This window comes from Parasphingorhabdus sp. W113 (assembly GCF_055693205.1).
The window spans coordinates 2695606-2718987 of sequence record NZ_CM146328.1 but is presented as its reverse complement, the minus strand read 5'-3'; the positions used below and the strand labels follow the sequence as shown (position 1 = coordinate 2718987).

The following is a 23382-nucleotide window of genomic DNA, read 5'->3' as shown; positions in this document are numbered from 1 at the left end:
TGGCGCATGATGACTAGAATGCGCAACGTATTTGTGGTCTTAGAAGTACGACATTCCTTCCTTTGTCGCCTCGATTGTTCGTTCCAATAGCATTTGTCCGGCATTGGGTGCCACAAAGCCTATGTACGAAGACATTATTTTACCTTACATCTTCATCGATATGGAGCCCGTTAAGTAAAAGCTAGGCGTTGCTGAGAGTGTGTTCAGCTTCGATTTCGTAGGGCACCGGGAACGGAAGAATGGTATGAAGTCTGTTGAGCTATTTGTCGGAGCTGGAGGCCTCGGGTTGGGCGTGAGTCAGGCGGGGTTCGAGGCGGCGGCAGTCATGGACTGGGACAAATGGGCCTGCGATACAATTCGTCAAAACCAAGAAAGAGGCTTCGATCTCGTAGCTGACTGGCCTCTGCACGAGGTGGACGTTCGGGAGTTCAATTTTGAAAGTATCGGGTGTGACGTCGACCTCGTGACCGGTGGACCTCCCTGTCAGCCATTTTCTCTCGGTGGAAGACACAAGGCTCACCTCGACCCGAGGGATATGTTCCCTCAGGCAGTGCGCGCAATCAGAATTCTTAAGCCACGCGCCTTCGTGTTCGAGAACGTGAAGGGACTGACGAGAACGACGTTTGCTAACTACCTCGAGTACATCCGCTTGCAGCTAAAGCATCCCGAGCTTGTCGAGAGGGAGAACGAGCCTTGGCTGGAACATCTGGCAAGACTGGAGGACTACGAAACTAAGGGACGATATCGCGGCCTGGAATATCGTGTTGCACTTCGCGTTCTGAATTCGGCGAACTATGGAGTGCCTCAAAAACGAGAGCGCGTCTTTATCGTTGGCTTTCGTTCTGACACTTCTACGGAGTGGCATTTTCCGGACCCCACACACAAGCAGGATGCATTGCTCTGGGACAAGTGGAGGTCCGGCGACTACTGGGAACGTCTTCGCGTAGCAAAAAGAGATCGCCCGGAGGACGAGCGTCAACTCCGTCGAGCTTTCCGCCTAGACGCTCGGCCCAATGCGGCAGCCTGGAAAACGGTCAGGGAAGCAATCTACGACCTGCCTGACCCCGAACGGTCCCCGAGGCGATCAACGAAGTTTCGCGACCACAAGTTTCAACCCGGCGCGAAGAGCTATCCTGGTCACACCGGCAGCCCGCTCGATGAACCAGCAAAGACGCTAAAGGCTGGGGTTCACGGAGTGCCTGGCGGGGAGAACATGTTGCGACGTCCAGATGGCACCGTCAGGTACTTCACAATAAGGGAGTCGGCCCGCCTGCAGACCTTTCCCGACGAAATGGTGTTCCACGGTTCCTGGTCTGAGACGATGCGCCAGCTCGGCAATGCGGTTCCGGTTGAACTTGGCCGCGTAGTCGCCGAGAGCGTCAGAGACAAACTGGCGACTAGTTAGACTCGCCCAGAAGGAGTGATTTAAAGTCAACTTCGTCGATTGGTGGGAAAGCATCCAGATGGTCTGAGATATCGGCTGCGATCTCTGTTGGCGTTTTTAGCTCTTCGCTCGCAAGAGCCCATTTGCGGCCCGGATGCAGGGTGTCCCAAGGCGATTTTTTGTTTTTCCGTGTTTTCGCATCGTCACCGTGCTTACCGATGCCGAAACAGATCTTCGTCTCTTTGTTCCAGATCGGCTTAAAATGGCTGATCAAAAAGTTCTCGGCTGTAACCTGAAATCCACTGGCGGTGACCAGATACCTCACCTCAAAGTCTTCCAGCCCAATTCCATTGGCGCTCGAAACGAGTTTGATGCTCTTTCTGTGTTCGTTGATTCTTCGGCTCAAGGAATCGCCCTGTTCGGTCGGGTTGACCGCGTGTGCAATCTTTGGATCGGCCTTGCCCGCATAGAGCGGCGTTTCTGTTCCTGACACCTTTTCATATGCTGCGAAGTCACCCTTGTAGTAAAGGGCATAGACTCCAGCGCCGTAGAACTTTTCAACCTCCGCCAGCGGGTGTCGCGGCTGGATCAGCAGCGCGGCAGCAGTAAAGCGGCCCATATAGTTGGGATTCGAGGGATCAAAAATGTGGTCCGGCTGCTTCACCGCATCGAGCTCGGCCTCGAGTTCTCTTAGCACCTCCATCTGTGCGACGAGCTCTTGACGCAGCCTCTTTTTCTTTACCGCGCTGAGCGCGTCGATCGCCGCTCTGGCGTTGTGCGGGTCCGAAGTAATTAGGTCGCCTGCGACCGAGTTGGCCCCACTCAAGGCATCGCCAATTGCCTTACCATCCCTCTCAAGCCAATCTTTGAACTCTTCGATCCTATAGACTGGCCCGCTCGGACCTTCCGAAATGGGCTTTGGGAAATCTGGCTTTCGCTTGGACCAATTCCATACTGCCTGACGTGAGACGTTTGCTATCGCTGCCAGTTCGGTCAGAGATGCAAGCTGTGCGTTTGCCAAAGCTTCCTCCTGTGTACATCAATGTTGTACACAGTTGAGGGACAGTAACGCGTTTGTCAAGTGTGTACCCTATGAATGTACACAGCTATACTAGATGCTCTCTAAGCACCTCATATCGACGCTGGATCGCGGAGCCGTCGTTTGAAGACTGCGCTAGCTCATCAAATTCAATAAGTTTGAAATCCACACCATCTTTCTCCTCAGCAAACTTTGCGCGGTTGGCTTTGCGGACGTTTTCAAACTCAACTAGATCTGCGCGCCCAAAACTTATCTCCTTGTTCTCTGCCATCAGTTTTGAAAACAAGAGGTAATAAACAACGATCATACCGGTGCTTCTAAGGAGGATATCTCCATCGGAATATGTAGAGACCATCCTGTTCAGGACAACTTTCACATGGGCCACTGTTTCATTTGAAACAGTGATCTTTCTGGCCTTGGCGTCCTTTACAAACGAGATCGAGGGATGCCTTTTTTGTGTCAACGAACTCATTCAAATGCTCAAGATATAGAAGTTTAGCTGCGAGGTCATTGTAGCGATAGCGAGACGCAGAGACTTTAACCTTTTTCTGAAAGAAAGGTAATTCCGCGATATCCCGCAAAATTGCAGGTATGGGTCCCCCGAATGCATTCCTTTTTTCGGCGGCATTCAAAGGCGTGGCTTCATTCAAGCGTGTGAACATATCCTCAATAAAATCCAGCTCATCCGCAATGATGACCTGAACTGGCAGCAGTCTTGTATGGAGCTTGGAAAGAATCCGCGGATACTTGTCGGATATCTCGCTATACGTCATATTCGCAGCTTCGACGTCGGAGTTGTCTTGAGCCACAAAGTCATCGCCGAGCGCGAACTTTCCCTCGACGAAATCCCAAATGGCCTCCAATCTCTGACGCCCGTCGATTACCGCGTACTTTTTGCCTTCTATTGCATTTGGGCCAAACAAATAGTGAAAATAAAACTTTGGAATATCATACCGGTTTATGAGTGAATCGATAAACAACTGCTTCTTGTATCGAGACCAAACGCCGCCGGGTCTTTGATATTCTGGGTTAACTTGAATTTCGGGTTTCAATTCCACGAGGTCCAAAACGGAGGATTCAGACATTGTATTGATGTCAAACTTTGCCATTATACTAGACTCCTTGCGTGCGCAGCCGCATTCGATAACTCAGGGAACAAGGACAGCTTGCTTAGGTTCAAGGCTTTCAGCTGGGTTCGAAATTCAGGCTTGCTCGCCGCTGGAATTACCAATTTCCATAGAGGACTTGTGTCTGGCAACTGATCCAAGCCAGTCATATCTCGGTGTGAAACGGTAAACACACCTTGTTGCATCTGAATTCTGGGATTGTTCCGAACCGCTGTGGCAGCCAGGGGTTGAAAAGTTTGCAGCTGAGCACCGATTTTAGTCGGAAGATAGTCGTCAAAGTGTTTGTCGTCGCCTAATCCTAGAACCGTTTTCGCACCATTATCGCGCAAGGAGATTGCGTTCAGTTCATGTGGAAGAATCACCCATATGCAACCATCCTTGTCACTGTGATCGGTGCCGTCATCGTTAATCGCAAAGTACAAAGCAACGAGAACGCTCTCAGACCAGTCTAGCAATCGTGTCGGTAAGCCATGGTGTTGCATCAGAAATAGCCATTCCCATTCATCTCCTGGTCGGTTTGCGATTAGTGGAAGAGCGTTTTGCTTGAATCTCCGGATCAAAGGCAGTTCGTTATCCATACCCCCGTTGCGCGCTAGTGTGCATTCCAGATGCCAATTAACATCCGCATGTCCACGGAACCAAACCTGCTCAGTTTCCTGCACTTGTTCCGCGAGGCAGTCCAGCAAGTCGCCAATCCCAGTAATGTTTCGATCATCGTACTTCATTGTAATCCAATCCCAAATTTGGTGCGGGCGGGGGGACTCGAACCCCCACGGGGAAAAACCCCAACAGATTTTAAGTCTGGTATGTCTACCATTCCATCACGCCCGCACGGCGCCTCAGCGAAAACTACCTCCGGGGCCTATTTTGGGCCTCAAAAACTCAGTACGGCTCTAAGGCCATGAAAACAATACACAACGCGGACGGAACATCGGGATTTTAAGTCTGCTGCGTCTACCATTTCGCCACGTCCGCACCGGTAATCTCTGACAAGCGTCAGATGACTCTGGGACAAGCAACATTGTGGCCGGAAGGTCAAGAGCCCTCTGCGCTTAATGCTGTATTTTTCGAAAGCTGGTCAGGACCGCGCCCGGGATCGGGCTAACCCGCCAAGGGCTTAGCTCTTGTTGAGGCGTTCCCGGATTTCCTTGCCCGGCTTGAAATAGGGCACGCGCTTGGCCGGGACTTCGACGGACTCGCCGGTCCGCGGGTTTCGGCCGATACGGGGTTTGCGTTGCCTGGTTGAAAAGGCGCCAAAACCGCGCAATTCGACGCGGCCGCCTTCGGCCAGCTTCTGGCTTATCTGGTTAAAAAACAGATCGACAATCTTTTCGATTTCGTCCGGCTTTAGGTCCGGATTTTCTTCGGCAAGTTTTTCAAGCAATTCAGAGCGTATCATAAGCCGGCCTTTCCGATGGGGGGCAACCTAGCGATTATAGCAGTTCCCTTTACAACCAGGCTGTGGGGGGAACGGATGATCTAAGATAGTGACAGAAAATTTACATGTTTTCAATGGGCTTTGGATTTTACGTTGTGATACGTCTTGTATTGGGACGCACTTGCCGCATGGGAAATCGTCACGACCCATAAAAAAGCCCGCTTCCGATCAGGGAAGCGGGCTTTTTCGAAATATTGTAGCGACAATAGCCAGTTAGGCTTAGTCGTCCTTTTTCTTGAGCGCTTCGCCAAGAATATCGCCCAGACTTGCGCCGGAATCGGTAGAACCGAATTGTTCGACAGCCTGTTTCTCTTCGGCCAACTGATGGGCTTTGATCGAAAAATTCGGCTTTTTCGAACGGTCGAACCCGATAATCATCGCATCGACCTTCTGGCCAACCTGGAAGCGATCCGGACGTTGCTCGTCGCGATCGCGGCCGAGATCCGTACGCTTGATAAATCCGGTCGCGCCGTCGTCGCCGACTTGCACTTCCAGGCCACCGTCGCGAACTTCGAGTACGGTAACCGTCGTGACCGCGCCTTTGCGCAATCCACCAGCATCCGCACCGCCCACGGCAGGTGCACCTTTTCAAGCTGCTTCATGCCCAGAGAGATACGCTCTTTCTCGACGTCGATGTCGAGAACAACCGCTTTGACCTCTTCGCCCTTGTGGTGCAGGTTCAAAGCGTCTTCGCCAGAAATGCCCCAGGCAATGTCGGACATGTGAACCATGCCGTCGACGTCGCCTTCGAGCCCGATGAACAGGCCGAATTCGGTGGCGTTCTTGACTTCGCCTGCAACCGTGCTGCCAATTGGGTTCTTGTCGGCAAAGTCGGTCCATGGGTTGGACTGTGCCTGTTTGAGGCCCAAGGAAATACGACGCTTTTCGGTATCGACTTCGAGCACCAGAACATCGACTTCCTGTGAGGTGGAGACGATTTTGCCCGGATGGACGTTCTTCTTCGTCCAGCTCATTTCGGACACGTGAACCAGGCCTTCAATGCCGGGCTCGAGTTCCACAAAAGCACCATATTCGGTGATGTTGGTAACCGCACCGCTGAGTTTCGCGCCAACCGGATATTTTTCCGATGCCGATTCCCAAGGATCGCTTTCGAGCTGTTTCATGCCCAGAGAAATTCGCTGCGTATCCTTGTTGATCTTGATGATCTGGACTTTCAGCGTGTCGCCGATGTTGATCATCTCGTTCGGGTGATTGACCCGCTTGTAGCTGAGGTCGGTGACGTGCAGCAGGCCATCAATGCCGCCGAGATCAACAAACGCACCATAATCGGTGATGTTCTTGACGACGCCTTCAATGACTTGACCCTCGGCCAGCGATTCAATCAGGCCGGAACGTTGTTCTGCACGGGTTTCTTCAAGGATCGCCCGGCGCGAGACAACAATATTGCCGCGCTTGCGGTCCATCTTGAGGATCTGGAACGGCTGTTTGATGTCCATGAGCGGGGTCACGTCGCGCACGGGGCGTACGTCAACCTGGCTGCCAGGTAGGAACGCAACGGCGCCATCGAGGTCGACAGTGAAGCCACCTTTGACACGGCCGAAGATAATGCCTTCGACCCGATTGCCTTCATCATATTCTTTTTCAAGCTTGTCCCAGCTCGCTTCGCGGCGGGCGCGATCGCGGGACAGCATGGCTTCGCCGTTCACATTTTCGATGCGGTCGACATAGACTTCGACTTCGTCACCAACGCTGAGTTCGGCTTTTTGACCCGGTGCGGCGAATTCGCGCAACGCAACACGGCCTTCGGATTTCAGTCCAACATCGATGATCGCCATGTCATTTTCGATGCCGACAACGGTGCCTTTGACCACGCGGCCTTCAAAGCCTTGATCTTCACCGCCAATTGATTCGTTTAAAAGTGCCGCGAAGTCGTCGCGACTGGGAAATGCCGTAGAGGCCATAGAGTTTATCCTTGTTCGTCATTTTTTCGGGCCAAGCGGTTGGTTCCGCTGGTCTTGGACCAAAATACAACATCCACCGCATGTGCATGCTGTATCCAACCGAAAACGGCCAAAAGCGAATGCTTCCAAGAGAAACCAGAAAAACAAAAACCGCGCCAAAATCGAAGCGATACGGGACCGCTCCGTGTTGCGCGTTGCTTATCTGCTATACCGGTTCTTTGTCGCGCCGGCGGTTAATCTTCGCATTCACCAAGGCAATTGCCTGTTGAACGGCGTCGCCTATAGTCAAATCCGTCGTATCAAGCAAGTCCGCATCTTTGGCGGGTTTCAACGGTGCGGCGGTGCGGTTCTTGTCGCGTTCATCGCGTTTCAGGATATCGGCCAATATGTCATCGAAATTTACCGGTTCACCGCGCCGTTTCATTTCCTCGAACCGGCGCACCGCGCGGGCGTCAGACGAGGCCGTCACAAACAGCTTCACATCGGCATCGGGCGCGATCACCGTGCCGATGTCGCGCCCGTCGAGCACCGCGCCCGCCGGCTGATAGGCAAAATCCTTCTGATGCTTGTCGAGCGCCTTGCGGACGGCGGGGTGAACCGAAACCCGGCTAGCGAGCCCGCCGACCGCTTCGCTGCGCAAATCCGGATTGTCCAGCAGGCTGCTGTCAAAGGCGCAAGCGGCGAGGGCATGCTCGGGATTGTCTGCATTGCCGCGCTGTTCCCGCAGGGTCCAGCCGACCGCCCGATAGAGCAAGCCGGTATCGAGAAAGGGCAGGCCGAAATATTTGGCCAGTTCCTTGGATATGGTTCCTTTTCCCGAAGCGGTCGGGCCATCCACTGCAATAATCATCGCTGATGCTCCGACTGGTCGCGATAGGCTTTCCACAGCCCGCCGATCGCAATGGCAATCCAGACAATTTCCAGCAACAGGGATGCCAGATTGAAATGGACCATCAAAGACAGCGTCAACAGCAGCGCGCCGAGCAGGTTGGTGCCATTGTAGATGAAGGCGTTCACGGTTCTGGCATAGACATTATAGGCATAAGCCGAAACGATCAGCGCGCTGCCGACGATGCCGATGACATTTGCGGTGAAGCCGTCGATCATGACGATGACAGCGCTTTCATCAGCTCCACAAAGCCGGGAAAGCTGGTTTCGGTTGGGCTCATATCATCCACCGCGACACCGCCCGCAATGCCCAGTCCGGTAACCGCGAAGCTCATCGCGATGCGATGGTCCAGTGCGGTTTCGACGGGCGTTGACAAGGCATTGCCGGTCAGATTGTCACCGCCATGACCGTTGATCACTAGGCCATCCGGCTTTTCTTCGATATCGGCCCCGATCAATTCCAGGCCTTTGGCCATCTGGGCGAGGCGGTCCGATTCCTTGACCCGTAGTTCAGCCAGTCCGCTGGTGGTCGTGGTGCCCTGCGCAAAGCAGGCGGCCACGAACAGAACTGGAAATTCGTCTATCATCGCTGGTGCGATATCGGCGGGCACCTTGATGCCGGTCAATGGGCTGTGTTTGACATGAATATCAGCAACCGGCTCGCCGCCAACGGTGCGCTGGTTCTCGAACCGGATGTCGCCGCCCATTTGCTGCAAGACGGCAAACAGCCCGGCGCGGGTTGGATTGATCCCGACATTTTCTATGATGACATCCGACCCGGGGACGACCAGCGCCGCGACGACCGGGAAGGCGGCGGATGAAGGGTCACCGGGAACCATGATATTTTGCGGCCGCAATTCGGTTTCGCCCACCAGCGCAATGATTTTTTCATCTTTGTCATTGGTTTCGACACTGATCTCGGCACCAAATCCCTTGAGCATGGTTTCGCTGTGGTCGCGTGTGGGCACGGGTTCGATTACCCGAGTGATCCCGGGCGTATTGAGAGCAGCCAGCAAGACTGCCGATTTCACCTGCGCCGATGCCACGGGCAGGTGATAGTCCATCGGCACGGCCGGGCACAGACCGCGCATCGTCAAAGGCAAGCAGGCTTTGCCATCGGTGGTCATCCGCGCCGTAAAATCGGCCCCCATCATCGACAGCGGATCAATCACCCGGCCCATTGGGCGTTTTGACAGGCTGGCATCACCGGTTAGCGTGACGGTCATGTGATGGGAGGCGAGCAAGCCCATGAGCAACCGTACAGATGTTCCGCTATTGCCCAGATCCAGCGCGTTTTCCGGCTGCATCAAGCCGCCCACGCCGACGCCGTGAACGATCCAGGATGATCCTTTCTGTTCGATCGAAGCGCCCATTGCTCTGAGCGCCGCAGCGGTTGCCAGCACGTCTTCGCCTTCCAGCAGGCCGGTTATTTCGCTGCGACCAACGGCCAGCGCGGAGAGAATCAGCGCGCGATGGGAAATTGACTTGTCGCCCGGAACCGTGATTTTTCCAGTCAACGGACCAAGCGGCCGAAACGCGGTCGCGGTGCCAGAGCTGGGAGAGGGATCTTTGGTTTTGAGGTTCATTGACAGACTTTACATGGCATCCTGCGCAGATGTTTTGCGCATGATTCGTTGCAGGGATATCAAACGGCTTTTGACAGCGCCGCTCAGCTATGGCAAGGCGCGCCCCGATTGGATGAACGATTCCGGAATTTTGTGATCGTGCATCAGGTAGATTACTGACAAACAAGGATTTGGAGCCAGCCATGGTGAAGCCAGAATGGGGCACGAAAAGATCTTGCCCAAAATGCGGAACACGTTTTTACGATCTCGGTAAGGAAGATCCGGTCGAGTGCATCGAATGCGGCGAGACCTGGACGCCAGAGCCCAGCTTGAAATCCAAGCAACCGATGCCGTTTGAAGAAGCGCCAAAGAAAGACACCAAGAAAGAAGCCGAAGTGGCTGATGATGATCTCGACATCGATATTGATGACGATGAGCCGTCACCGGACAACGAAGTGGATCTGGGCGGCGACGATGATCTGGGCGTCACCAAAGGCAAGGGCGACGACGACGACGCCGAAACCTGAAGACCCGTAGCGGCTTTCTGAAAGTAACAGGGTTGTTCTTTCCTGCTATGAGCGGGTTTGGCCGCGCTTCGCGCCGGACGGTGATGTGAGCCTAATCGGTGTTCCCGTGCAGCGTGTCGTCAAGATTTTTCTGCTAACATAAGCTGACGCCTATCCGGCCATTTGCGGGAGCGGATAGGATGGAAAAAATGGTGGAGCCTAGGAGGATCGAACTCCTGACCTCTTCGCTGCCAGCGAAGCGCTCTCCCAGCTGAGCTAAGGCCCCAATGGACTCTGGCAAGTCCAATGGCACGCATCTATTCAGCGGTGCCTTACAATGCAAGTGCTTTTCTGTATCCTTCTGGCGGTGTGCATTTTTTTCCGCATTGGTCATGTGATCCAGGCGATGGTGATCGGCGACCAGAATCAGTTAATTGTTGAATTATTTGCTAAATTTGTGTGACTTGCCGATCGATTGCACAGATTGACGACGTCCGGACTCAAAGTTGGGAATCCGTCGCATTGACAAAGAGATTGAACAGCTTGGCGGCTTCGATCGCTCCGGAATGCCGTTTCCGAACCCGATCACGCGCGCTTATGCCCATGGCCTCGATCACGTCATGGTCCCAGCCCAGAAATTTCTCCATCGCGTCTGCCAGACCTTCTGCATCGCTGGCGTAAACCAGCAGGCCCTCCTGATTGTCGCGCACCAGTTCGGGAATGCCGGCAATATAAGTGGTGATCACGGGCCGCGCGATCGCCATGGCTTCCATGATGACAACCGGCAGTCCTTCAGCGAAACTGGGGACAACCAGCGCCTGGCAATCGGTCAGATATTCTCTGATCTCCGGGCCACTTTTCCAGCCCACCAATTCAACGGTCTTTTCGAGGCCGAGGGCCTGGATTTCCTGCTCAATCTGAGGCCGCATATCGCCATCACCGACCAACCGCATGGTAAAGTCTATGCCCCTCTGTGCAAGCAGGCCGCATGCGCGGATCAACACGATCTGGCCTTTCTGTTCAGCAAAACGACCAACCGAGACGAAACGTGGAGCGGCCGGTGGCGGGGTGGCGTTGTTGTTCAGAAAGCCATCGCCCAGTCCGCAATGGACAATCTGTATCTTGCGCCAGTCTTCCTCGCGCGAAAAACGGTAGAGCTGACTGCGTCCGAATGAGGATATGGCCACGACGAAACGGCACCGCTTGATCTTCTCCCGCAAATTCAACTCATAGGCTTTGTCAAATTCTTCAGGTCCGTGAACCGTGAAGCTGTAGGTCGTGGCGCCGAGCGCACTGCACAACATCCCGACTTCGGTGGCATTGGTACCGAAATGGCAATGCACATGCCGGACCTGATGCTGGTGCATTTTCTTTTGCAAGAGACAGGCTTCGGCCAGATAGACAAAGTGAATCAGGAGGCCGCGCTGGCTCGAACGCGCCATTTTCAGCGCCAGGCGGGCGGCTGAAAACAGCCCTAGCGGGCGGGTGAATGCAGCCTGCAAAAAAGCCAGTATCAGGGGAAGCAGACCATCGCGCAACAGATAGGACGTGATCAGGCGTTCCTTCCTGTCGTCATCATCGGCCAGTTCCGCATCCCAGCCCCGCACCGAGATTCGCGTCACGTCCATGCCCTGCTTTTCCAGCGCCTGGATCTCGGTGCGGATGAAGGTGTGGCTGATCGTCGGATATTGATTGACCAGATAGGCAATTTTGGTCGGTTGCGATTGTCGGTCGTTTTGGCTCATGAGGTTCGACTTTCACATTTGATCAGCGCAACGGAATCCCGTTGTGACCAGACCGGCCAGCGGTCCTGCAAACAGGCACGGGATATATTAGCGCACCGCATCATCTGATATGCCCTTCTTTTCCATCAACTCTTGGATAAAGCTACGATATTGCGCGGCAATTCTAGGCCAGGTGAAATTGGCAACACGATCGGAGACGGCTTGCCCCTTGTCCGGGCGCGCCGTCAGAGCGGCATCGATTGCGGATGTGACCAGCGCAATATTCTCCGTGTCGACGAGATGTTCGTTCTCCCCGACAATCCAGCGCAGGCGGGGGGTGTCATGCCCGACGACCGGCAGGCCGCAGGCGATCGCTTCGACAAACACATTGCCGAACGCTTCCAGTTTGGACATGTGCAAAAACACATCGGCAGACTGATAGAGCGCGGGCATCTGGTCGGGCGAAACATTGACCTGGGTAAATCGGTTGGGCAGCAATTCTGCCGCCAGGGCTTTCACGTCTTCGCGCAATGGACCATCGCCGGCGACAACAAAATGGGTGTCTGCCAGTGGGGCGGTTGCCCGGATGCCATCCATCACCCGTTTGGTGCTGATGAGCGCGCTGACCATCAGGACGATCTTGCGGTCTTCGGGCAAACCGAAGGTTTTCGGGTCTGCCGGTCCGAGGCGGAAGCGGTCGGTTGAGATGCCATTGGGGATCAGGGCGCAAGTCCAGCGGTCTTTGCTGTTCTCGTAGAAATCCGGATTGGTACAGACCAGACCGTCGCAAGAGAAGAACCGGTATTCCGAGTCATTGGAAATGGCTGGCCATTCGCCATTCTGGGAGATGAACAGGTTGAGCGGTTTTTTGCCCGACAGGGTGGGGCGGCGCAGGACCATGTTCGTGAACGGAAAAGAGCAGGTGATCACGGCATCATAATCGGCGGGCCGATAGTGCCGAAGCAGGCCGGGCACAAAGGTCGCCTCTTCATAGACCGTTTCGCTGCGCAGGGGTGGAAAAGTCGGCAGTGATTCACATTTTTCCCGGCGCACTGATCCGGCCCGCAGAAACCGGTAAGGCGTCCCGGCCCGTGCCTCGCCAGACCCGATGACGGTGACGTTGTCGCCCGATTGGGCCAGTTCACTGGCAACCGACAGCAGGGCGATCTCGGCGCCGCGCTCGTAACGGTGAAAGCCCGGTAAGGCAAATAACAGTCTCATTTTGGTTCCATAGTTCAAAATTTGAAAAAAGCGCCAGCGCTGCAGGGCTTTACCTGAAATAATCGATAGGCGCTATTGGTCTGTATTTTGTTAAGAAGCCCCAAGATTCTCTCCGTTTTCGCAGGACGCTGCCGTTTCTGGGTCGGGTGAGAACCATCGCATAATGGAGCGGCGAAGCGCGCTATTTATACAAGATCGCGCCGCCCTTGCGCCGCCGGAGCAATTGCATCGCGAAGCGTGCGGCACCCTGGAACTCCGCAAATTTCCCTAGCACCGACAGCGCGGCTGATTGCCATGCAAAACGCTGCGTCACACCTTCGCGGATCGCCAGGCGGATCAGTTGGGCACCGTAAATAGCGGGCAGGAGCAGCGGCACCAGCGGATGGAAAACTGCGCCGACGATCAGGATGAGTGGCAGGAGAAAGGCCCAGATGATGGCGCGCAACAGTTCGCGTCCCCAAAGCGGCTTTTGCCGTTTCCTGGTGGTCCACCAGCCCTGCGTATAAGCGAAACCACAGCGCAGGCTCCGCAGCCAATATTGGCGGAAATGGTGCATGTCTGCATCATGCAGCGTCATGGGGGCATCCATGCGCTGAATGCGCAGGCCCTTTTCCCGAATCCGGTTACACATTTCCGGCTCTTCACCCGCAACCATGGCGCTGTCATAGCCGCCGACCGCCTGGAATGATGATATTCGGATCAATGCATCGCCGCCACAAGCCTCAGTTTCCCCGATCGGAGTGTTCCATTCGCGGTCGCAAAGCGCGTTGTACAAAGAACTGTCTGGCTGGCGTTCGCGGCGGCGTCCACAGGCAACGGCGAAATCGTCATGCGCATCCAGAAAGCCAAGCGCAGCCGCGATCCAGCCGTCTTCCACTTCGCAATCGCCGTCGACAAATTGCACATAGTCGAGCGTAGGCACTGCGTCGAAGAGTGCGGCAAAGCCTTCGTTGCGCGCCCGAGCGGCGGTAAACGGCTTGCTCATGTCGAGGGCGACGACGGTGGCGCCGCGAGCCTCAGCAGCGGCGACGCTGCCATCCGTCGACGCGGAATCGACATAGACGACGGGAACGCCAAGCTGGTGAAGCGATTCCAGGCATCGGATCAGCCTGTCACCCTCGTTTCGACCGATGGCAACGACACCAACGCGCTCGGCAATTGGCCGTGGGTTGGATCCTGCGGCCACCAAATCGGGCCTGCTGGTTTCGCGATCGGTCATGAAGCCCCTTTTCATCCTTGCCGGCGGACTTTGCATTAGGCGGCAATAGAGTGAAGTCAATAAGCTTGCCGGAATCCCCGTTGCAATATTGCACAAGCCGGCTTCCTGTGCCACTAGCCCGCCAGCGCCGTTCCATTTTCATCGCGTTCAACCGGTAGTGGGTGCGGTTGTCGTGGCGGAACAGCATCAAGCTTGCACCATTGAAAACTCATAATCTGTGCTGCTCTCGAAACCCGGAAAGCGCCAAAGGAATTGCCTCATCATGCCCAAACCTGTTGCCGCTTTTGACGCCATCATCCTTGGCGCGGGCGGCGCCGGCCTGATGTGCGCTGCCGTCGCCGGCCAACGGGGGCGCCGGGTGTTGTTGATCGATCATGCTGATGAGCCGGGCAAGAAAATCCTGATATCAGGCGGCGGGCGGTGTAATTTTACCAACAGTAATACCGCGCCGGATCGCTATCTGTCGGCCAATCGCCATTTCGCCAAGTCGGCGCTGAGCCGTTACACGGCCCAGGATTTTATCGCGCTGGTCAACGGTTATGATATTGCCTGGCACGAGAAAACGCTGGGTCAGCTGTTTTGCGATGGTTCTGCAAAGCAGATCGTGGCGATGCTGATGAGTGAATGTCCTGAAGAGACGGTGACACTGTCTCTCGGACAACCGGTAACGGATATCCGCCATGGCGATGGCACCTATCATGTCGCCTATGGTGGTGTGACCGCCACAGCACCGTCCTTGGTGGTTGCCACCGGCGGACCATCCATCCCGAAAATGGGGGCGACCAGTTTTGCCTATGACATTGCGCGGCAATTTGGCTTGAAAATTGTCGAACCCCGTCCTGCATTGGTACCGCTGACCCTGGGCGGCGAAGAAACCCTGTTCCGCTCGCTGTCCGGCGTCTCGGCACCGATTGTCGCCAGCTGCGGCAAAACCGCTTTTCGTGAAGCGGCGTTGTTTACCCATAAAGGGCTTTCTGGGCCGGCCATATTGCAAATCTCTTCCTACTGGCGCCACGGGGAATCCGTGAACGTGAATTTTCTGCCCGACCTGCGGCCCGACTGGCTCACGCAGTTGAAACGGGAGCAGCCGCGTGTTTCGCTCAGCAAGGCGGTTGACCTGCATCTGCCATCCCGCTTGGCCGAAACCCTGCTGGACCGCATCGCGCTGAGTGGCGATCTGGGAAATCTCGCCGATCGCAAGCTGGAAGAAGCTGCCCGGCGCCTGTCGCAATGGCGGTTCATGCCCAATGGAACCGAGGGTTATGCCAAGGCCGAAGTCACCGCTGGTGGTATCTGTACAGCGGAATTATCGTCGAAAAACATGGAAGCTAGGCAAGTGCCCGGTCTCTATGCTATTGGCGAAGCCGTAGATGTTACCGGCTGGCTCGGTGGCTATAATTTTCAATGGGCTTGGGCGAGCGGCCATGCGGCCGGTGAGGCAATATAGATCGCTGCACAGACCCTCTAGATAACCGATATTTTATCGAAACCCGCTGGCGATTGGCTTTCCCAGCGGTTTTTCAATTTTGCCACTGAACGGATTTTCATGCCTTTTACCAAACTACCACCGCTTCTTGCGGAAGCGCTTACCGAACGCGAATATGACAAACCTACGGCTGTCCAGGCCGCGGTGCTGGAACCGGAAACCGAAGGGCGCGATCTGATCGTGTCGGCGCAAACCGGTTCCGGAAAGACGGTCGCCTTCGGTCTGGCGATGGCGCCGCAATTGCTTGAAGACACGGGTCGCTTTCCCTTTTTGGTCGAGCCCTTGGCCTTGGTTATTGCCCCGACCCGGGAACTGGCGCTGCAGGTGAGCCGTGAATTGAACTGGCTCTATGCCAAAGCGGGCGCCCAGATCGCAACCTGTGTCGGCGGGATGGATGCATCCAAAGAACGCCGCACCTTGCGTCGTGGTGCGCATGTTATCGTCGGAACGCCCGGACGCTTGCGGGATCACCTCGAACGGGGCGCGCTGGACCTCAGCAAATTACGCGCCGCTGTTCTCGACGAAGCGGACGAGATGCTCGACATGGGTTTTCGCGAAGATCTCGAAGAAATTCTCGACGCCACCGGTGAAGAGCGCCGCACGCTGTTGTTTTCGGCAACCATCCCCAAGCCAATCATCAATCTGGCGAAGCGCTATCAGAATGATGCGATGCGCATTTCGACGGTCGGGGAAGACCGCGGTCATGGCGATATCGCCTATCAGGCCATAACCGTGGCGCCTGCCGATACCGAGAATGCGGTGGTCAACCTGCTGCGCTTTCACGAGGCGGAATCGGCCATGCTGTTCTGCGGGACCCGCGAAGCGGTTCGCCGCCTCCATGCCAGTCTGGTCGATCGCGGTTTCAGCGCCGTGGCGCTTTCCGGCGAGCATACGCAGGCCGAACGCAACCAGGCGATGCAGGCGCTGCGCAGCAAACGCGCGCGGGTTTGTGTGGCGACCGATGTGGCAGCCCGCGGCCTCGATCTGCCGACATTGTCTCTGGTCGTCCATGTCGAGATACCACGCGATGCCGAGACGTTGCAGCATCGCTCCGGACGGACGGGCCGGGCCGGCAAAAAGGGTACGGCGGTTATCATCGTGCCATATCAGCGCCGCAAGCGGGTCGAATCCATGTTGCGCGGAGCCAAGATCAATGCCGAATGGAAAGACGCGCCGACGCGCGCTGACATCCGCAAGAATGATGCAGAACGGCTAATCGAAACACTGCTGCAGCCGGCCGAGATTGATGAGGACGATCTGGAATTGGCAAAACGTCTGATGGCTGAAAAGACGCCGGAAGAAATTGCTGCCATGCTGGTGCAGTCCCATCGCGCGAAAATGCCGGCGCCGGAACAGATGCTGGATCGCGGCGCGCAGTCACAACCCGCTCCGGGCGGACCGCGACCCGGTTTCGAGGATACCGTCTGGTTCAAAATGAACGTCGGTCACAATCAGCGCGCGGATGCGCGATGGATTTTGCCGGTGCTCTGTCGTCGCGGTCATATCACCAAGAATGAGATCGGCGCGATCCGGATCAATGGCGATGACACATTGTTCGAAATTCCGCGCCGGGTGGTGGACAAGTTCACCAAGGCGATTGCCGAGAAACGGGAAGCCGGCGGCGACGATACGGATGATATCGCAATCACGCAGTTTGAGGGAACCCCTCGCGATGCAGCAAAACGCAACCGCAAAGGTGGGCGTCGGGATAATGCCGGCGGTGGCGGTCGCGACTATAGCAATGCGAGCAAGAAATTTGGTGGCAAGAAATTCGGGGCCAAGAAATTTGGCGACCGCAAATCGGGCGGTGGACATTCCGGAGACGGCAAATCCGGCGGCTCGGATTTCGGCGGCAAAAAGAAATATGGCCAGAAATCTGCCGATGGCGGCAAGCCCTATGTCAAGCGCAAGCCGGCCGGGGATCGGACCGGGCATGACAGCGGTGGCAAGGGCGGCAGCGATGGCGGCGGCAAACGCGATTTTGGCGAGGGGTTCAAAAAGAAGTCTGACTTCAAGGGCGATCGCAAATCCGGGCCAAAGGGTGATTTTGGCGGCAAGAAGAAAAAGCCACATCGCGGCAAACGCCCCTATGAAGGACCGAAAGGCAAGGGTCCCGGAGGCGCATAACGCTCTCTTCGGCGATCAGCACGGAACAGATCATGTCTCATCCCATCCAGATCTATGTCGACGGTGATGCCTGCCCGGTAAAGGATGAAATTTACCGGGTGGCCTATCGTCATGAAGTGCCGGTGGTGGTGGTGAGCAACAGTCATTTTCGGGTGCCGGACCATCCTCTGGTCAGCCGGGTTGTCGTAAGCGACGCTTTCGATGCCGCTGATGACTATATTGCAGAGCGTGCCGGGACCGGCTGTGTTATCATTACCGCGGATATTTTGCTGGCAGACCGCTGCATCAAGGGCGGATCGGAAGTATTGGCACCCAATGGCAAACCGTTTACCGCCAATTCAATCGGCGCGGCGGTGGCGACCCGTGCGATCATGGCCGACCTGCGAGCCGGCATGGGCACAGAGAATATCGGCGGACCGCCGCCTTTCAGCAAAGCGGATCGATCACAATTTCTGTCTTCGCTGGACGAAGTGCTGGTGCGCCTCAAACGCGGCGCCTAAGCCCGATCAGTCAATCGTAACCTGAAAGACCAGCGCATAGGCTTCGGCTGGCCCGAGGGCATTTGCCGCGGTTGATATGGTGCTGCCGCTGATCGACGCGCCAAAAGGATCCGTTTCGTCAGCCCCGGTCGCATCATCATCTTCAGCGGTACTTGCTGAGCCACAATTGGCCCCGGTCAGCATGGAATCCGCCGTATAGGTGACATCGCCCGGCAGCGCGTCCGTAGCGGTTATGGCCGATGCCGTCGCGCTTCCGGCATTGCTGATCAGGATACAATATTGAATGGTTGCGCCGGGAATGGCCTTGGGGTCCGTGGTGCCGTTGACCGGATCGCTGATAATCTGGCTGAGCTTGGTCACGCTCAGGGTGGTTGCCGGATTGCAGAAGGTGATGTCATGGATAGAAATCGCCTGGCCGTCAGGATCAGCAGGCGCCGTCCCGGCATTGCCATATTCGATGGTGACGGTATCGACCGGGGATGTGAAGGTCACAACAACATTGCCATTGGCCGATGTTGATCCGGACGAACCATCACCGATCGCGACATTGCCAACAACATAGTTGACGACACCATTGGTCAAGGTTGGCAGGACCGTGGTGCCATTGAAACTCCCGGTGACGGTCAGTTTGTCGGCAAAGTCGTTCGCGGCAAAGTCGATATCAAACACCGTGAACTGCAGGCCCGGCACGGCGGTTGGCAAGGTCAATACGGTCGTGGCGACCTGCGACCGGTTGGTAAATTGCAGGTTCTGATACAGTGATTGCTCGGTTCCGGCCAGTCCGCCAGTATTGTTGCTGTTATCGTCCGGTGATCCGTCATCCCAGACACCCCCCGTGTTGCTCAGATCAAAATTTATCGAACCGATATTGGCGACGGTATAGCTGGTGTTGAATGTTCCGCCGGCCCATGTCCGGGTGTTCCAGTCGAACAGCGTCTGATTGATCGCGGGGCACGTCGCGTTCAGACTGGGCGGGGTTCCTGCTGTCCGCGTACCCTGAACCGTGAAGCTGCGGCTGGCATCGTCGTCTTCATTGGTGCTGCCATTGCCCGGCGTGCTGTCCGTGTCAAAATTGGTCTGGGAAAAGACTTCGGCAAAATTGGTGATTGTGACCCCTGCCGGTGCGGTGACTGTGCCGGTCAAAGTGATCGACCGGGTCTGGCCCGACGCGATCGACGGGACGGTCCACAAATTGGTCGCGGTCGAATAGGAACCGAAGCCCGACGCGCCTGTGAAGCTGAAGCCCGCAGGCAAGATATCTTCCACCTGGACATTGGTTTCGGCCACCGGACCACTATTGGTCAGACTGAGCGTGTAGCTGATGGTTGATCCGGTTGTCGGTGTCGTGTTGCTGACGGTCTTGCCCAGGGAAAGATCGGATACCGGTGCTCCGGGTGCCTGAAACGAGAAATCGGACAAGCCCATATACTGGACATTGCCGGCCGGATCACCCGCTTCATTCTGCCCGAAATGATAGGTAATACGAACCCGCAAGACCGAAATCGCGCCCATATTGACGTTCACATTGCCGGTTGTGCTCGCGGTGCCGCCGGCAGAGCCGGTTCCGTGGAATCCGGGCACGCCCGACAGGGTCGTCGTGCCGACTACAGCGCCCAGGGTGAAGGTCGAGGGTGTCGACCGGATATTCTGCCAGACACCGGTGCCGGTGTCATATTCGATGGTGACCCCATCATGGCGCGGGCTGGTGCCGCGATCGACATGGGAAACAAAAAAGGCGAGATTGGTGACCGCGCTGTCAAATGTATAGATGGACTCGAACCGGTCGTCGGGATCAAATGTGTCATTGTCCATGGAATAGAGCAAGGAACCGGTCTGGCCGCCGAGATTGCCATTCCAGTAGTTGAGCATTTCGGTGCCGTAAAAATTGGTGAACGGGCCGCCGTCGGTAATTTGACTGTGCGTGATGGTTACGGTTCTGGGGCCGGCGGTTACCGCTGATCCGGTCGGCACACCGTCGATGCTGCCAACGCCGAGATTGGTCCAGTCGGCGGTGAATGTCTGCGCCTGAGCCGATACCGAGAAGAACAACAGCATGGCCGCCAGCAAGGCTCCCGCCAAAGGCCGGATTGCCCACGCCAATGGGCTGGATCGCAACGATCCCGCGCATGTTGTCCCCACAAACATGAGCCCTCGCTAGGGAAATAGGTTGAATATTTGGTAAAAAAACTGCCGACCAGACAAGATTAACATGATTTTACATATGGTTGTATTTACCAGAATTCCGGCGCTGGGGGCGGTTCTGCCGCGCTAGCCATTCCAGTCTCCGCGCCCCGCCATCCACAGGCTGATCGCTGCCACGGCGGCGGTATCTGCACGCAATATTCGGGGGCCAAGGGACACCGGAACGGCCTGGGGCAGGGCACGGATGTTGTCATTTTCTGCATCGGTAAACCCGCCTTCCGGCCCAATCAGAATTGCGGCCGGACCGGCATTTGCAACCAGCGCCTTGCGAAAACTGCCTGCTCCACTCTCATGCAGCCGTTCATCGGCGAAAAACAAATGGCGGCCGACGGGCCAGTCGTTCAACAAATCCGCGAGCGGAAGCATGTCCTGAAGCACCGGCAAGGCCGTGCGTTCGCATTGCTCGGCGGCTTCGATCATATGCGCGCGCAGTTTTTCATTTTTAACGAGGCTGTTCTGTACGCGTTCGGTACGCACCGGAATCATCCGGGAAACCCCCAGTTCGGTCGCTTTTTCGGCGATCCAGTTATAGCGATCTTTTTTGATCGGCGCAGCAAGCAGCCACAGGTCCGGGGCCGCTTCCCGCTCGCGGGTTTTGCCGTCGATCAGCAGGATCAGGTCTCGTTTGCCCAGGGTTGTGACATGGGCGAGATATTCACCGGTCCGGTCATCGAACAATTTGACGGGTTGCCCTTCCTTGATCCGCAGAACCTTGAGCAGATAGTGGGCGTGACCGCCATCCAACCGGATCTCCGCACCCGTGCTGAGTTCGACATCAACATAGAGCCGCGGGGTGCTGCGAGGTGGATAGGCGGGCGTGGCTGGCATGCTGTTTATTTGCACATATTGCGCTGGGCGTCATGCTGAAATTACGGTGGCCGCGCTGGGTGCTCGGGGCGGTGATAGCACCTCCGAAATCCAGACCGGCATCAACTTCCGGATGACGCGAAAAAAATGTTGTTCTAAGACCCTGTCATGCAAACGCAGCCCGAAACCGTTCCGGATACCGAACATCATGGCCTGGTCGGCTTGTTGCCCGCTGCGGCGAGACCTTATGCCTTGCTCGCGCGATTTGATCGCCCGATCGGATGGTGGCTGCTGTTCTGGCCTTGTGCCTGGGGTGTTGCCCTGGCCGGCGGTGCTTTTTTGCGATGGGACCTGATGCTGTGGCTGTTGGTGGGCGCGATCGCGATGCGCGGGGCCGGCTGCGTCTATAATGATATTGTCGACCGGGATCTCGACCGGCAGGTTGCCCGCACCCGTTCCCGTCCGCTAGCGAGCGGAGCGGTTTCGACACGCGCCGCCTGGATGTGGCTGGGATCCCTGATCGCGATTGGCTTTGTGGTCTGGTTGCAACTGAACATGGTGGCAAAACTCGTTGCGCTGTCCAGTGTCATGCTGGTGGCCGCCTATCCGTTCATGAAACGGATCACCTGGTGGCCGCAAGCCTGGCTGGGACTGGTTTTCTCTTGGGGTGCGCTGGTCGGCTGGCTAGCGATCGAGCCGGTTTTCTCTCCGGTCATGCTGCTGCTTTATGGCGGTGCCGTGTTCTGGGTGATCGGCTATGATACGATTTACGCGCTCCAGGATCGCGAAGATGATGCGCTGGTCGGCATCCGGTCCAGCGCGTTGCGGCTGGGCGAGAATGTTCGTTTTGGTGTCGCTGGTTTCTATACGCTGGCCATGGCGAGCTGGATCGGCGCTTTCTGGATGGTCAGACCGGATATGCTGGCTCTGGCGGCGCTGGGGCCCTTGGCGTTGCACCTGATGTGGCAGGTGGCGACGCTTGATACCAAAGATGGCCACAACGCGCTGCAGCGTTTCCGGTCCAATCGCTTCGCCGGCCTGCTGCTTTTTCTGGCCTGCCTCGTGCTCGGCCAGGCGGGTTGAATAGCGAGGGTCGCTATCCTGCCGGCGCATTTATTTACATTGCCTCTTGCAACCTAAGCGATTTCTGCCATTTTAATCGTCTAGTTAACTGACCTTTTTCCTGGAGTCCTCGATGAAACAACGCCGCCTTGGTCGCAGCCCCATTTACGTGTCTGAAATCTGCATGGGTACGATGACTTTCGGCAGCGGTGCAGATGAAGCCATGTCGCACCGGATCATGGACGCATCGGTAGAAGCGGGGATCAATTTCTTTGATACCGCCGAGAATTACCCGGTTCCGCCAAAACCCGAATGGGCGGGCGAAACCGAAAAGATTGTTGGCCGCTGGATGAAGGGCAAGGACCGCGACAGCCTGATCATTGCAACCAAGGTCAGTGGGCCCAGCCATGGCTGGATCCGATCGGCCCAACGCGCCGGCATGACCGCGATGGATCGCCACAATATCGTGCGGGCGCTGGACGCCAGTCTCAAACGGCTCGATACCGACTATATTGATCTGTACCAGACCCATTGGCCGGACCATGGCACCGCCTATGATGAAACCATGGAAGTGCTCGACGAGGAAATGCGCAAAGGGAAGATTCGTGCGATTGGGTGTTCCAACGAAACCAGCTGGGGATTGATGAAATCGCTGGAGGCATCCGAACGGCTGGGCGTGGCGCGCTATTGCACGATTCAGAATAATTTCAGCATGAACAACCGCCGGTTCGAAGATGAACTCGCGCAGGTCTGCAACCAGGAGGGGGTCAGCCTGATCCCTTATTCGCCGCTTGGTGGTGGCATGTTGTCCGGCAAATATAATGATGGCGCGACGCCGGAAGGCGCCCGGTTCTCGGCCTATCTCAATCTCGGCGGACGCCAGAAGAAAATGGCTGAACGGTTTGTGAATCCCAAAACGGAAGAGTCGACCAAGCGCTTCATGGCGATTGCCGAAGAACTGGATATGGCGCCAGTCACCCTCGCAACCGCCTGGTCCAAACAGCATGATTTCGTCGCATCGACCATTGTCGGGGCAACCCATACCGATCAATTGGCGGACATATTTGCCGCGGCTGATGTCGAACTGAGCGCCGAAGTGATGAAGCGGATCTACAAGATCAGCCGGGAAATCATGTACCCGATGGGCTGATGGACCTGAATAAAT

The 23382-nt window shown here is 56.3% G+C and carries 20 protein-coding genes, 2 tRNA genes and 1 pseudogene; 7 read left to right on the top strand and 16 right to left on the bottom strand.

Translation table 11 applies throughout. The features are described from left to right. The first annotated feature begins 244 nt into the window (after nt 1-244). A complete protein-coding gene (locus ACZ1GS_RS13115; RefSeq protein ID WP_472695624.1) occupies nt 245-1405 on the top strand; it encodes a DNA cytosine methyltransferase in 1161 nt (386 codons plus the stop codon). Here ACZ1GS_RS13115 and ACZ1GS_RS13110 read toward each other — a convergent pair. From ACZ1GS_RS13110 to aroA, 10 genes and pseudogenes are all read right to left on the bottom strand, one after another. Continuing rightward, nucleotides 1398-2405, bottom strand: coding sequence for an Eco29kI family restriction endonuclease (locus tag ACZ1GS_RS13110; RefSeq protein ID WP_472695623.1), 1008 nt, complete (start codon nt 2403-2405; stop codon nt 1398-1400). The two genes, ACZ1GS_RS13115 and ACZ1GS_RS13110, sit on opposite strands and share 8 nt — an antisense overlap. An 85-nt stretch (nt 2406-2490) precedes the next feature. After that, a complete protein-coding gene (locus ACZ1GS_RS13105; RefSeq protein ID WP_472695622.1) occupies nt 2491-2730 on the bottom strand; it encodes a hypothetical protein in 240 nt (79 codons plus the stop codon). A gap of 82 nt (nt 2731-2812) precedes the next feature. Further along, nucleotides 2813-3532, bottom strand: coding sequence for a DUF262 domain-containing protein (locus ACZ1GS_RS13100; protein ID WP_472695621.1), 720 nt, complete (start codon nt 3530-3532; stop codon nt 2813-2815). Beyond that, nucleotides 3532-4275 (bottom strand): FRG domain-containing protein, encoded by a 744-nt coding sequence (locus ACZ1GS_RS13095; protein ID WP_472695620.1) that lies wholly within the window; start codon nt 4273-4275, stop codon nt 3532-3534. Before ACZ1GS_RS13095 ends, ACZ1GS_RS13100 begins: the two co-directional genes overlap by 1 nt. Nucleotides 4276-4294: 19 nt before the next feature. Next, nucleotides 4295-4381, bottom strand: a tRNA-Leu gene (locus ACZ1GS_RS13090). Between the two features lie 286 nt (nt 4382-4667). Next, on the bottom strand, nt 4668-4949 hold the full coding sequence (locus ACZ1GS_RS13085; protein WP_472695619.1) for an integration host factor subunit beta: 282 nt from the start codon (nt 4947-4949) through the stop codon (nt 4668-4670). A gap of 258 nt (nt 4950-5207) precedes the next feature. Then, nucleotides 5208-6910, bottom strand: a pseudogene (rpsA, locus tag ACZ1GS_RS13080) (30S ribosomal protein S1). A gap of 205 nt (nt 6911-7115) precedes the next feature. Further along, nucleotides 7116-7760, bottom strand: coding sequence for a (d)CMP kinase (gene cmk, locus ACZ1GS_RS13075; RefSeq protein ID WP_472695618.1), 645 nt, complete (start codon nt 7758-7760; stop codon nt 7116-7118). Then, nucleotides 7757-8017: a CBU_0592 family membrane protein gene (locus ACZ1GS_RS13070; protein WP_472695617.1), complete on the bottom strand. Its 261-nt coding sequence runs from the start codon at nt 8015-8017 to the stop codon at nt 7757-7759. Before ACZ1GS_RS13070 ends, cmk begins: the two co-directional genes overlap by 4 nt. Then, nucleotides 8014-9384: a 3-phosphoshikimate 1-carboxyvinyltransferase gene (gene aroA / locus ACZ1GS_RS13065; protein WP_472695616.1), complete on the bottom strand. Its 1371-nt coding sequence runs from the start codon at nt 9382-9384 to the stop codon at nt 8014-8016. Before aroA ends, ACZ1GS_RS13070 begins: the two co-directional genes overlap by 4 nt. Nucleotides 9385-9566: 182 nt before the next feature. Here aroA and ACZ1GS_RS13060 point away from each other — a divergent pair, with 182 nt between their 5' ends. Further along, nucleotides 9567-9890: a TIGR02300 family protein gene (locus tag ACZ1GS_RS13060; protein WP_472695615.1), complete on the top strand. Its 324-nt coding sequence runs from the start codon at nt 9567-9569 to the stop codon at nt 9888-9890. Nucleotides 9891-10079: 189 nt separating this feature from the next. Here ACZ1GS_RS13060 and ACZ1GS_RS13055 read toward each other — a convergent pair. The 4 genes from ACZ1GS_RS13055 to ACZ1GS_RS13040 all read right to left on the bottom strand — a co-directional run bounded on the left by ACZ1GS_RS13055 (nt 10080) and on the right by ACZ1GS_RS13040 (nt 14033). Further along, nucleotides 10080-10155, bottom strand: a tRNA-Ala gene (locus ACZ1GS_RS13055). A 214-nt stretch (nt 10156-10369) separates the two neighbouring features. Further along, nucleotides 10370-11614 (bottom strand): glycosyltransferase, encoded by a 1245-nt coding sequence (locus ACZ1GS_RS13050; RefSeq protein WP_472695614.1) that lies wholly within the window; start codon nt 11612-11614, stop codon nt 10370-10372. Between the two features lie 87 nt (nt 11615-11701). Beyond that, nucleotides 11702-12814, bottom strand: a complete 1113-nt coding sequence (locus tag ACZ1GS_RS13045) for a glycosyltransferase family 4 protein (protein ID WP_472695613.1) — start codon at nt 12812-12814, stop codon at nt 11702-11704. Nucleotides 12815-12995: 181 nt separating this feature from the next. Beyond that, nucleotides 12996-14033 carry a glycosyltransferase family 2 protein gene (locus ACZ1GS_RS13040; RefSeq protein ID WP_472695612.1) on the bottom strand — a complete coding sequence of 346 codons (1038 nt, stop codon included), beginning with the start codon at nt 14031-14033 and terminating at the stop codon, nt 12996-12998. A gap of 262 nt (nt 14034-14295) precedes the next feature. Between ACZ1GS_RS13040 and ACZ1GS_RS13035 the strand changes: the two genes are divergently transcribed. The 3 genes from ACZ1GS_RS13035 (at nt 14296) to ACZ1GS_RS13025 (ending at nt 18146) form a co-directional block, all read left to right on the top strand. Further along, nucleotides 14296-15480 (top strand): BaiN/RdsA family NAD(P)/FAD-dependent oxidoreductase, encoded by a 1185-nt coding sequence (locus ACZ1GS_RS13035; RefSeq protein WP_472695611.1) that lies wholly within the window; start codon nt 14296-14298, stop codon nt 15478-15480. 99 nt (nt 15481-15579) lie between these two features. Further along, nucleotides 15580-17646 (top strand): DEAD/DEAH box helicase, encoded by a 2067-nt coding sequence (locus ACZ1GS_RS13030; RefSeq protein WP_472695610.1) that lies wholly within the window; start codon nt 15580-15582, stop codon nt 17644-17646. A gap of 32 nt (nt 17647-17678) precedes the next feature. Continuing rightward, a complete protein-coding gene (locus ACZ1GS_RS13025; RefSeq protein WP_472695609.1) occupies nt 17679-18146 on the top strand; it encodes a YaiI/YqxD family protein in 468 nt (155 codons plus the stop codon). A gap of 6 nt (nt 18147-18152) precedes the next feature. Here ACZ1GS_RS13025 and ACZ1GS_RS13020 read toward each other — a convergent pair whose 3' ends face one another. Together ACZ1GS_RS13020 and ACZ1GS_RS13015 are read right to left on the bottom strand one after the other, a co-directional pair. Next, on the bottom strand, nt 18153-20225 hold the full coding sequence (locus tag ACZ1GS_RS13020) for a DUF11 domain-containing protein (protein ID WP_472695608.1): 2073 nt from the start codon (nt 20223-20225) through the stop codon (nt 18153-18155). A 189-nt stretch (nt 20226-20414) separates the two neighbouring features. After that, nucleotides 20415-21176 (bottom strand): 16S rRNA (uracil(1498)-N(3))-methyltransferase, encoded by a 762-nt coding sequence (locus tag ACZ1GS_RS13015; protein WP_472695607.1) that lies wholly within the window; start codon nt 21174-21176, stop codon nt 20415-20417. Between the two features lie 147 nt (nt 21177-21323). Between ACZ1GS_RS13015 and ubiA the strand changes: the two genes are divergently transcribed. Both ubiA and ACZ1GS_RS13005 read left to right on the top strand, forming a co-directional pair. After that, on the top strand, nt 21324-22238 hold the full coding sequence (ubiA, locus tag ACZ1GS_RS13010; RefSeq protein ID WP_472695606.1) for a 4-hydroxybenzoate octaprenyltransferase: 915 nt from the start codon (nt 21324-21326) through the stop codon (nt 22236-22238). A gap of 112 nt (nt 22239-22350) precedes the next feature. Further along, nucleotides 22351-23367 (top strand): aldo/keto reductase, encoded by a 1017-nt coding sequence (locus ACZ1GS_RS13005; RefSeq protein WP_472695605.1) that lies wholly within the window; start codon nt 22351-22353, stop codon nt 23365-23367. Nucleotides 23368-23382: the final 15 nt, after the last annotated feature.